The sequence below is a fragment of the Microcella sp. genome, assembly GCF_030645145.1.
Lineage (GTDB): Bacteria > Actinomycetota > Actinomycetes > Actinomycetales > Microbacteriaceae > Microcella.
The window spans coordinates 1-10464 of sequence record NZ_JAUSMI010000088.1 but is presented as its reverse complement, the minus strand read 5'-3'; the positions used below and the strand labels follow the sequence as shown (position 1 = coordinate 10464).

The following is a 10464-nucleotide window of genomic DNA, read 5'->3' as shown; positions in this document are numbered from 1 at the left end:
GCCGGCTCGACGCGGGCCTGCGCGCGACCATCGCCGTCCGCGGCGGGGTCGACGCCCCGCTCGAGCTCGGCTCGCGATCGCGCGACACGCTCTCGGGGATCGGGCCGGATCCGCTCGCGGCCGGGGGCATCCTCGCGATCGGCGACGCAATCGCCGGGCCCGTGCCTAGCGTCGATCTCGTGCCCGTCGACGCGCCCGGCGACGGCCCGCTCGACCTCGCCGTGCGCCCCGGACCGCGCCGCGACTGGTTCGGCGACGAGGCGTGGCAGACCCTGCGCGAGGCGGAGTGGCGGGTCTCGGCGCGCTCCGACCGCACGGGAGTGCGCCTCGAGGGCCCCGCGCTCGCCCGCACGGCCGCCGCAGAGGGCCGCGAGCTGCCGAGCGAGGGCATGCTGCCCGGCAGCATCCAGGTCTCGCCCGACGGCGCGCCCACCGTTCTGGGCCCCGACGCGCCCGTCACTGGTGGTTACCCGGTGATCGCGGTCGTCGCGGATGCCGCGCTCGACTCCCTCGCGCAGGCGCGCCCCGGGCAGGCGGTGCGCCTGCGCCTCGCCACGGGTCGCCCGTAGTCCCGAGCCCCGCGCACCGCTCGATCGCTAGGCCCCTGCGGCGCGCTCCGCCGTCTCGACGACGTTCGCGAGCAGCAGCGCGCGGGTCATCGGACCGACCCCGCCGGGGTTCGGCGACACCCACGCGGCGACCGAGCGCACGTCGTCGGCGACGTCGCCCGCGATGCGCGACTGCCCCGTCTCCGGGTCGGTGAGACGCGAGACGCCGACGTCGAGCACGATCGCGCCCGGCTTGACGTCCGCGGCTGAGACGATGCCCGGCACGCCCGCCGCGGCGACGATGACGTCGGCGCGACGCAGATGGGCGGCGAGATCGCGCGTGCCGGTGTGCGTGAGGGTGACGGTCGCGTTGTACTCGCGCCGCGTCAGGAGCGCCCCGATCGCGCGACCGACGGTGACGCCGCGGCCGACGACCACGACATCCGCGCCCGCCCACGACAGCCCGTGCCGCTCGAGGAGCTCGATGACGCCGCGCGGCGTGCACGGCAGGGGCGTGTCGATCGCGCGGTCGACGCGCAGCACGAGACGGCCGAGGTTCGTCGGGTGGAGGCCGTCGGCGTCCTTCTCCGGCGCCACGCGCTCGAGGATCGCGTCGGTGTCGATGTGCTTCGGCAGCGGCAGTTGCACGATGAAGCCCGTGACGGCCGGGTCGGCGTTGAGCTCGTCGATGACGGCCTCGAGCTCGGCCTGCGTCGTCGACTCCGGCAGGTCGCGGCGGATCGACTCAATGCCGACCTCGGCGCAGTCCTTGTGCTTGCCCGCGACGTACCAGCGCGAGCCCGGGTCGTCGCCCACGAGCACGGTCGCGAGCCCGGGCACGATGCCGCGCTCGCGCAGCGCCGACACCCGCGTCGTGAGCTCGGCCTTGATGGCGCGAGCGGTCGCGGTGCCGTCGAGGAGCTGGGCGGATGCGCCGGCGGGCCGGGGATCCGTCATGCTCACAGCCCCGGGTAGAGGGGGAACGCGCCGGTGAGCGCGTCGACCCGGCCGCGCAGGGCCGCGATGTCGGGGCTCGGCATGAGCGTGTGCGCGATGATGTCGGCCACCTCGGTGAACTCGGCCTCGCCGAAACCGCGCGTCGCGAGCGCGGGCGTGCCGATGCGCACGCCGCTCGTGACCATCGGCGGGCGCGGGTCGAAGGGCACGCCGTTTCGGTTGACGGTGATGCCGACCTCGTGGAGGAGGTCCTCCGCCTCCTGGCCGTTGATCGGCGAGGTGCGGAGGTCGACGAGCGCGAGGTGGACGTCGGTGCCGCCGGTCAGCACGTTCACGCCGGCCTGGATCGCGTCGTCCTGCGTGAGACGGTCGGCGAGGATGCGCGCGCCCGCGATCGTGCGCTCCTGGCGCTCCACGAACTCCGGCAGGGCCGCGAGCTTGAACGCGACGGCCTTCGCGGCGATCACGTGCATGAGCGGGCCGCCCTGCTGGCCGGGGAAGACGGCCGAGTTGAGCTTCTTGAACAGCGACTCGTCGTTGCTCAGGATGATGCCCGAGCGGGGGCCGGCGAGGGTCTTGTGCACGGTCGAGCTGACGACGTGGGCGTGCGGGAGCGGCGACGGGTGCAGGCCCGCGGCGACGAGGCCGGCGAAGTGCGCCATGTCGACCCAGAGCTTCGCGCCGACCTCGTCGGCGATCGCGCGGAAGGCGGCGAAGTCGAGCTGGCGCGAGTAGGCCGACCACCCGGCGATGATGACGGCGGGCTTGACCTCCTGGGCCTTCGCGCGCACGACCTCCATGTCGACGAGCATCGTCTCGGGGTCCACGCCGTAGCTCGTGGCGTTGTAGACCTTGCCCGAGAAGTTGAGCTTCATGCCGTGCGTGAGGTGGCCGCCGTGGGCGAGCTCGAGGCCGAGGATGGTGTCGCCCGGCTGCGCGAGCGCGTGCAGCACGGCGGCGCTCGCCGAGGCGCCCGAGTGGGGCTGCACATTGGCGAACTCGGCGCCGAAGAGCGCCTTGGCGCGCTCGATCGCGAGGTTCTCGGCGATGTCGACGAACTCGCAGCCGCCGTAGTAGCGCTTGCCGGGGTAGCCCTCGGCGTACTTGTTGGTGAGCACCGAGCCCTGAGCCTCGAGGATGGCGCGCGAGACGAAGTTCTCGCTCGCGATCATCTCGAGCGTGTCGCGCTGCCGGCCGAGCTCCTGCTCGAGGACGGCGGCGATCTCGGGGTCGACGATCGACAGGGGCTCGTTGAACGAGCTGGGAAGTGCGGACACGGGATGCTCCTCGGTACGGGCGGAGGCCAGCGGCCCTCGCAGGTCGGCCGGACGAGCGGCCCAGGCGGACGGCAGCTCACCGTGTCGGTCGCTCCCTGATGGTTCACCATCTCAACGCCAGTCGCGACTGCCCTCAGTCTACGGGGCGATCGCCGAGGGCGCGCTCGACCGACGGCGATCCTCAGGCGTCGCGGTCGGAGGTCGGGATCGGGCCGGTGAGCGGCGACCCGAATTCGAGCTCGCGGTGCGCGTCGGCCCGGTGCTCTTCGGCCCACCGCGCGTCCGCGGCCGCAGCGGCGCGGCCTCTCCGCGATCGCGCGTCGGCGAGCACGAGCACGAGGATCGCGAGCGCGATCACCCCCGCCTCGACGACGGGCAGCACGAGCAGCCCGGCGCTATCGAGCAGCAGGCCGCCGATGAGCGCACCGCCGCCGATCGCGATGTTGAACGACGTCGTCAGGAGCGCCGCCCCGAGGTCGCGCACGCGCGGCGACGCGACGTGCAGCAGCCGCGTCTGGAGGAGGGCGGGGATGCCGCCGAACGCGACGCCCCACACCACGATCGCGACGACGACGATGACGGGGATGCCCGGCGCGGCGGCGAGGACGGCCACCGACAGCGCGACGCCCGCGAGCATCCCGTACAGACCCGCGCGCGGGAACCGGCTGCCCACGACGCCCGCGAGCACGAGGCCGATCGCGCCCGCGCCGCCGTAGAGGAAGAGCATGATGCTCACCGAGTCGCGCGGGAACCCCGCCTCGTCGATGATGAACGGCGCGATGTAGGTGTAGAAGACGTTGTGCCCCATGACGATGATGATCACGAGAAGGCACACGAGCAGCACGCCGGGGAAGGTCGGATCGCGGCGCGCCGGGACGGGGATCTCGCCCGTCGCGAGGGTCACGCGATGGTCGACGGCGGGCAGGAAGCGCAGAACGAGGAGCGCGAGGAGCACGACCGAGGCCGCGATGATGCCGAAGGCCGACCGCCAGCCGAGCGCCTGCCCGATCGCGGTGCCCACGGGAACGCCCAGCACGAAGGCGGTCGTGCCGCCCGCGCTCGTGACGGCGACCGCACGCGCGATCTGGTGACGGGGAACGAGATGGCCCGCGTAGGCGCCCGCGATCGCCCAGAACAGGCCGTGCGCGAGGCCGCCGAGGACGCGTGCGCCGACGAGCAGCTCGTAGCTCGGCGCGATCGCGGCGAGCACGTTGGCGAGCGCGAAGACGCCGAGCACCCCGATGAGGAGCCACTTGCGCGAGTAGCGGTGCGTGAGCGCGGCGAGGGGCGCGGTCGTGAGGGCGACGGTCGCGGCGAAGATCGTGACGAGCAGGCCGACGCGCGACTCGCTGACCTCGAGGTCGCGCGCCATGTCGGGCAGCAGGCCCGTCGGCAGGAACTCGCTCGTGACGAGGACGAAGATCGCGGCGGCGAGCGTCAGCAGGCCGATCCACGGGAAGGGGCGCTCGGCGCCCGGCTGATCGGGGGTCATGCGGCTGGAGGTCATGCGACGGTGGGGCTTTCGCGGTCGGCGTAGCGGGCCGACGCATCCGGGGATGCCCGGCGGAGCATCCGCCTCTACGCTATCGCCCCCGCCACGGGCCCATAGGCTGGAGCCCGTGACAGAGACCCCCCACCACTGGATCGTCACCCTCGTCTGCGACGACCGGCCCGGCATCGTGCACGCCGTCACCGGCGCGATCGTCGAGGCCGAGGGCAACATCACCGAGCTGCAGCAGTTCTCGAGCCTCGAGTCGGGCCGCTTCTTCCTGCGCCTGCAGACCGAGACGCTCGCCGACCACGACCGGGTCTCCGCCGCCCTCGCACCCGTCGTCGAGCACTACGGCATGGACTGCCGCATCGACCGCGTCGGCCGACCGCTGCGCACCCTCGTGCTCGTGTCGAAGGCCGCGCACTGCCTCAACGACCTGCTCTTCCGTCAGCGCGCCGGTCAGCTCCCGGCGGAGATCCCGCTCGTCATGGGCAACCACCCGGAGCTCGGCGAGCTCGCGAGCTTCTACGGAGTGCCGTTCGAGTCGCGGCCCGTCACGACGCCGGAGGAGAAGGCGGCGTTCGAGGCGCGCATCCTCGAGGTCGTCGAGCAGCACGACATCGAGCTCGTCGTCCTCGCGCGGTACATGCAGATCCTCTCCCCCGAGCTGTGCGCGCGCCTCGCCGGCCGCATCATCAACATCCACCACTCGTTCCTGCCGGGGTTCAAGGGAGCGAATCCGTACAAGCAGGCGCACGCGCGCGGGGTGAAGCTCATCGGCGCGACAGCCCACTTCGTCACGAGCGACCTCGACGAGGGCCCGATCATCGAGCAGAACGTCGTGCGCGTCGACCACTCGCGCAGCCCCGCCGAGCTCGTCGCGATCGGTCAGGACGAGGAGAGCCGGACTCTCAGCCAGGCGGTCACGTGGTTCGCGGAGGACCGCGTGCTGCTCGACGGCCGCCGCACCATCATCTTCAAGTAGGAGGAGTCGCTCGTGGCCACGACGCTCGTGCGGGGTGCAGAGCTTCTCGACGCGAGCGGCCGCCGGCCCGGCTGGGTCCTGCTCGACGGAGCCCGAATCGCCGCGACGGGCGGGGCGGATGCTCCTCCCGTCGCCGACGCGATCCTCGACCTCCCCGGCCGCACCCTGACCCCCGGGTTCATCGACCTGCACGGGCACGGCGGCGGCGGCGCCGGCTTCGACGACGGCGCGGAGAGCATCGCCGCGGCGCTCGCCGTGCATCGCGCGCACGGCACGACCCGCTCGGTGATCTCGCTCGTCGCCAACCCCGTCGAGTCGCTCGTCGAGAGCCTGCGGCTCATCGCGCGACTCGCCGCTCACGACTCCACGATCGTCGGCGCGCACCTCGAGGGCCCGTTCCTCGCGCCCTCCCGACGCGGCGCCCTCGCGGCCGAGCACCTGCTCGCGCCGGACGAGGACGTCGTCGAGATCCTCCTCTCGGCCGCCGGGGGCGCGCTCGTCCAGGTCACGATCGCGCCCGAGCTCCCCGGAGCGCTCGACGCGATCCGGCGCCTCGCCGGGGCCGGCGTCGTCGTCGCAGTCGGACACACCGAGGCCGACGAGGGCACGGCGCGCGCGGCCTTCGACGCAGGGGCGACGCTGCTGACGCACGCGTTCAACGCGATGCCGGGCATCCACCACCGGGCCCCTGGCCCCGTCGCCGCCGCGTTCGACGACGAGCGCGTCGTACTCGAGCTCGTGCTCGACGGCGTGCACGTGCACCCCTCCGTCGCGCGGGTCGCCTTCCGCTCGGCACCCGGCCGAATCGCGCTCGTGACGGACGCGATGGCCGCGGCAGGGAGCGCCGACGGCTTCTACCGGCTCGGCAGTCTCAACGTGACGGTGAAGGACGGCATCGCGCTGCTCAACGGCACCTCGACGATCGCGGGCTCGACCCTCACGCAGGATGTCGCGCTGCGCACCGCGCTCTCCGCCGGCATCGATGAGACGCGGGCGATCGAGGCCCTGACGGCGACGCCCGCGCGCGTGCTGGGCCGACAGAGCGAGTGGGGGATGCTCGCGGCGGGCTTCGCCGCCGACCTCGTGGTGCTCGATGCCGACCTGCGGGTCGAGCGCGTGTGGGCCGCCGGGTCGCCCGTCCCCGTCGGCGCCTGACGCCGCGCTCGAGACGCCCCGCACGGACTGCCCGCGCATGACGACGGCCCGGGCCTCCTGAACAGGACCCGGGCCGTCGTGATCAGTGCGCTACGGAGTCGGAACGGCTCCGGTGTCGACGGTCACGACCGTGGACGCGCCCGTGTCGCCGTAGACGACTAGACCGAGGTACGTGGCGTCGGCCTCGAGGCCGCTCCACGAGGCGGTGTAGGTCGTCTCGACGCCCTGCTCGCCCGCGATCACCGCGGGGTCGAGCGCGAGCTCGGCACCGCCGTCGACGACCGAGGTGACCGTTAGGTCCCAGCTCACCGTGCCCGGCGCCGAGTAGACGTCGGCGATGACGAGGTACGAGCCCGCGGCCGGGGCCGCCAGGTCGACGCGCTCATCGGCCGCGCCCGTCGCCGAGAACCACAGGGCGATCGGCTGGCCGGCGTCGTTGAGCTGGTACACGATGAGGTCGAGGTCGGCCGCATCGTTGAGCGAGTCGAGGTCGAAGCGCGTGAACGCCGCTCCCTCGGGGATCTCGATCGTGTACTCCACCGACTCGCCCGTGACGCCCGATCCCGAGTTCGCCGAGGCGGCGTCCGCGGGGTCGGCGAGCAGCTCGCCGCGCGAGAGGCCCGTGGTGGCGAGGGCGATGTCGCCCGTGCCGCCCGGCGTCACGCTGATCTCGACCGAGCCGTCGACGCCTTCGCCTGCGACCTCGGCCGCGGCGATGATCGTCACGGGCTTCGCCGCGAGCGGCGAGCGCACCGTGGTGTCGCCCGACGTCCACGTGAGCGAACCCGTCGCGTAGGCGTCGAGCGCCGCGGTGGTGCGCGCGAAGGTGACCGTGAAGGTCGCCGTCTCGCCCGCCGCGCCGAAGCTCAGCGTCGAGGGCTCGACCGTGACGTCCATGCCGGCCATGCCCTGCACCGAGGCGGTGAAGGTGCCGGCCTGCGTCGACGTCACCGTGCGGGTGAGCGTCTGCGGCGCGGTCATCTCACCGACGGTGAGCGAGGCGAGGTTGAGGTCGCTCGCGTCGACGGGGTCGACGGAGTCGCCGAGCTCGTAGCCGATGCCCTCGATGTAGCTGTACCAGTCGCCGAGGCCGTTCAGGTAGACCAGACCCGGCTCGAAGAACCGCGTCGGGTCGGCGTGGCCGGCGCCCTGCGTGAAGGGGTCGGTGAGCGCGGAGCCGTCGACCTTCTTCGTGTCGTAGGCCGTCGTCATGAGCGCCGACTTGACCTCCGCGGGCGTCGCGTTCGGACGCTCGCCCAGGTACAGGAGCGCCAGACCCGCGATGTGCGGGGCCGACATCGAGGTGCCGCTCAGGAAGTTGAACGTCGGAGCGACGCCCTCGCGGTGCGACGTCGCGGCGAGGATGCCCACGCCGGGCGCCGAGATGTCGGGCTTGAGGATGTCGCTGCCGTCGGCGAGCACGGGGCCGCGCGACGAGAAGCCGGCGACCTGCGGAACCGCCGTGACGACGTCGGTCGAGTTGCCGAACGCCATGCTGACGGTCGCCCCCTCGGTCGCGGCGTAGGCGCGGACCGCATCGCGGTACTGACTGTTCAGGTGGATGCTCGGCACGGAGTGCGCGTCGGCGTCGACCGATCCCGGGGTGACGTTGACCATGATCATGCCGGTGCCGCCCACGCGGGCCACCTCGGCCGACTTGGCGACGCGGTCGTACACGCCGCGGTCGCAGACGATGATCATGCCCGGCTGCACCTTCGCGGCGTCGAGCGAGTTCGGGGCGCAGAGCTGCACCTCGCCGAGCACGACGCCCGCGGCGCCGAGCTCGTCGGAGAGCACGAGCGACCCGGTGACGGGGTCGGCGCCCTCGGTCATGTCGACCGTGATCGACGCGCCCGCGAAGGCCTGGCCGTCACCGAGAGTCGCCGTCGCCTCGAAGGAGGGGATGGTGCTCGCGGCGACCGTCGTGATCCACGGGCTCGCGTTGTCGAGAGTCGAGGCGCCGGGGCCGGAGTTGCCGGCCGAGGCGGAGACGAAGACGCCCGCGGCGGCTGCACCGAGGAAGGCCTGGTCGATGATCGAGACCGTCGAGTCGGCGGCGCCGCCGCCGATCGAGTAGTTGATCACGTCGACGCCGTCGGCGGTCGCCGTGTCGATGCCGGCGAGCAGGTCGCTCGTCGCGCATCCGTCATCGGCGGTCGAGGCGGCGTCCTTGCCGTTCCAGCAGACCTTGTACGAGGCGATCTTCGCGCCGGGCGCGACGCCCGAGATCGTGCCGAAGTCGATGCCGTTGACGCTCGCGTCGACGAGATGGTTGCCGGCCGCGGTGCCCGCGGTGTGCGAGCCGTGGCCGTCGCCGTCGCGCGGCGAGAGGAACTCGCCGGGCCCGGTCTTGACGCTGCCGATGTTCTTCGAGCCGAAGCCGTCGACGAAGTAGCGCGCGCCGATCACCTTGGTCGAGCAGTCGTCGACCGAGAACTGGGTGCCGGTCTCGCAGACGCCCGTGAAGGTTCCGCCGTCGGCCTTCTCGAAGACGATGGACTTGCCCGCGCGGTAGGGCGCGTCGCCCGGGGTCTTGCCGAGCTTGTCGCCCGCGAAGGAGGGGTTCTCGGGCGCGATGCCCGTGTCGAGCACGCCGATGACGATGCCCTCGCCCGCCGTCTCGGCGCCGCCGACCTGCTCCCAGACCCCGCCGGGGCCCTCGAGGCCGAGGAACTCGGTGCCGGGGACGGACGTGATCTTCAGGAGCTCGTCGGGCGCCATCGCGATGACCCCGCGCTGCGCGGCGAGCTTCGCGGCCTGCGCCGCGGTGAGGTCGGCCGAGAACGCGTTGACCGCGGTCGTGTACGACGCGCCGATGGCGGCGTCGACGGTCGCGGCGATCTCGCTCTGCTGCTGCTTGAGGTACTGGCGGTACTCGGCGACGGCCGAGCGCTTCGAGTCGAGCTGCTCGCCCTTCTTCGGCGCGGTGCGCGCGAGGCCGGGGACGCCGCCCTCGTAGGTGGCGACCGCGTCGTCGGCCAGGAGGACGACGTAGCGGCCGTCCTCGAACGGCGCGACGGTCGCCGCTCGATCGGCGGGAGCCGCGGTCGACGTCATCGGCGCCGCGAGCACACCCGCCGCGACGAGCGCGGTACCGGTGGCGAGAGAGAGGAATGAACGGATGGGATGGAGTGCCGGGGTACGGCGTGCCCTAGGTGTCACAGCGTTGTGCGTCCTTCGTGTGGAGGTGGGCGCTGCAGAAACGATGTACTGCAACCGTGGATTCGCTCACCATATGTCCCGCAAAGGGGGGTGGACAACCTTTTCTATCTCAGTCGTGTAAAGCTTCGCGGCCGCGCGCGCGGCGCGCATGCACCGCGCGTCGAGCAATCATCCCGGCCGACCACAGCGAATATCCATCGAGCGCCGGGATGCTGGAGCCCGGTCGCCTGCCGGCTCGTCCGTCGCAATCGCCCCGCCCGCCCTCACGACCATCGTCGCCCGGAGACCTCATGACCCGCCCGTCCCGCCTCCTCGTCGCTCCGCTCTACGCGTCGGCCGCCGCCGCGACCCTGCTGGGGACCCTCAGCGGCTGCGCGGTCGGCCCCGTCTCGGGGGCGCCCGCGCCGGCCGAGCCCGCGACGGGCGCCGACGCCGACACCTCCGCCGTCTACGACGACGGCAGCTACGCCGCGAGCGGCGAGTACCAGAGCCCCAACGGCGGCGAGAGCATCATCGTCGAGCTCACCCTCGCGGATGACGTTGTGACCGAGGTCGTCGTGACCACGAACGCCAACAATCCGACGACCGAGCGCTTCCAGGGCCAGTTCGCCGGCGGCATCGCCGCCGAGATCGTGGGCAAGGACATCGACACGCTCGACGTCACGCGCGTCGCCGGGTCGTCCCTCACGAGCGGCGGGTTCCGCCAGGCCCTCGAGACGATCAAGGCGGATGCCCTCGCCGGCTAGCTGTAGTGCCCAGGCACGTTGTTTAAACGTGTGAAGGGCGGGAGCTTTCCGACAGCAGTGTGGGGCCGGTGCTGATTGTAGAAGTGCAACCAGGCCGGCAGTGCTGCCCGTCGCGCGGACTCGGACCGGTAGTGGCGTGAAT

General features: G+C 72.6%; 9 protein-coding genes and 1 riboswitch. Of the genes, 4 read left to right on the top strand and 5 right to left on the bottom strand.

What is annotated here, in order from left to right; all coding sequences use genetic code 11:
- The coding region (locus tag Q7T15_RS05925) for a biotin-dependent carboxyltransferase family protein (RefSeq protein WP_304694259.1) at positions 1 to 569 on the top strand (569 nt) is incomplete at its 5' end.
- 27 nt (positions 570 to 596) lie between these two features.
- Here the strand turns inward: Q7T15_RS05925 and Q7T15_RS05920 are convergent.
- The 3 genes from Q7T15_RS05920 to Q7T15_RS05910 all read right to left on the bottom strand — a co-directional run bounded on the left by Q7T15_RS05920 (position 597) and on the right by Q7T15_RS05910 (position 4289).
- The gene (locus Q7T15_RS05920; RefSeq protein ID WP_304694257.1) at positions 597 to 1505 is read right to left on the bottom strand and encodes a bifunctional methylenetetrahydrofolate dehydrogenase/methenyltetrahydrofolate cyclohydrolase; all 909 of its coding nucleotides are present in this window, start codon (positions 1503 to 1505) and stop codon (positions 597 to 599) included.
- Between the two features lie 2 nt (positions 1506 to 1507).
- Positions 1508 to 2782 carry a serine hydroxymethyltransferase gene (gene glyA, locus Q7T15_RS05915; RefSeq protein WP_304694255.1) on the bottom strand — a complete coding sequence of 425 codons (1275 nt, stop codon included), beginning with the start codon at positions 2780 to 2782 and terminating at the stop codon, positions 1508 to 1510.
- Positions 2783 to 2833: 51 nt separating this feature from the next.
- Positions 2834 to 2917: riboswitch (ZMP/ZTP riboswitch) on the bottom strand.
- Positions 2918 to 2963: 46 nt separating this feature from the next.
- Positions 2964 to 4289 (bottom strand): MFS transporter, encoded by a 1326-nt coding sequence (locus Q7T15_RS05910; protein WP_304694253.1) that lies wholly within the window; start codon positions 4287 to 4289, stop codon positions 2964 to 2966.
- 49 nt (positions 4290 to 4338) lie between these two features.
- On the opposite strand from Q7T15_RS05910, the gene purU reads away from it, so the two are divergent.
- Both purU and nagA read left to right on the top strand, forming a co-directional pair.
- Entirely contained in the window at positions 4339 to 5259 is a 921-nt protein-coding gene (gene purU / locus Q7T15_RS05905) for a formyltetrahydrofolate deformylase (RefSeq protein WP_370689107.1), read from the top strand.
- Between the two features lie 12 nt (positions 5260 to 5271).
- A complete protein-coding gene (nagA, locus tag Q7T15_RS05900; RefSeq protein WP_304694249.1) occupies positions 5272 to 6414 on the top strand; it encodes an N-acetylglucosamine-6-phosphate deacetylase in 1143 nt (380 codons plus the stop codon).
- A 90-nt stretch (positions 6415 to 6504) separates the two neighbouring features.
- Here nagA and Q7T15_RS05895 read toward each other — a convergent pair whose 3' ends face one another.
- Positions 6505 to 9471: a S8 family serine peptidase gene (locus tag Q7T15_RS05895; RefSeq protein WP_304694247.1), complete on the bottom strand. Its 2967-nt coding sequence runs from the start codon at positions 9469 to 9471 to the stop codon at positions 6505 to 6507.
- Positions 9472 to 9866: 395 nt separating this feature from the next.
- On the opposite strand from Q7T15_RS05895, the gene Q7T15_RS05890 reads away from it, so the two are divergent.
- Positions 9867 to 10322: a hypothetical protein gene (locus Q7T15_RS05890; RefSeq protein ID WP_304694245.1), complete on the top strand. Its 456-nt coding sequence runs from the start codon at positions 9867 to 9869 to the stop codon at positions 10320 to 10322.
- On the opposite strand, the gene Q7T15_RS05885 is transcribed toward Q7T15_RS05890, so the two are convergent.
- Positions 10319 to 10464 (bottom strand): integrase core domain-containing protein (locus Q7T15_RS05885; protein ID WP_304694261.1); only part of this gene is annotated, 146 nt, incomplete at its 5' end. The genes Q7T15_RS05890 and Q7T15_RS05885 overlap by 4 nt on opposite strands.

What these genes read in the sequence shown, in the direction of transcription:
- Q7T15_RS05910 (WP_304694253.1), bottom strand. Translation starts at nt 4,289, where the DNA reads ATGACCTCCAGCCGCATGACCCCCGATCAGCCGGGCGCCGAGCGCCCC.
- Q7T15_RS05890 (WP_304694245.1), top strand. Translation starts at nt 9,867, where the DNA reads ATGACCCGCCCGTCCCGCCTCCTCGTCGCTCCGCTCTACGCGTCGGCC.
- purU (WP_370689107.1), top strand. Translation starts at nt 4,339, where the DNA reads ATGCCCGGCGGAGCATCCGCCTCTACGCTATCGCCCCCGCCACGGGCC.
- Q7T15_RS05895 (WP_304694247.1), bottom strand. Translation starts at nt 9,471, where the DNA reads ATGACGTCGACCGCGGCTCCCGCCGATCGAGCGGCGACCGTCGCGCCG.
- Q7T15_RS05920 (WP_304694257.1), bottom strand. Translation starts at nt 1,505, where the DNA reads ATGACGGATCCCCGGCCCGCCGGCGCATCCGCCCAGCTCCTCGACGGC.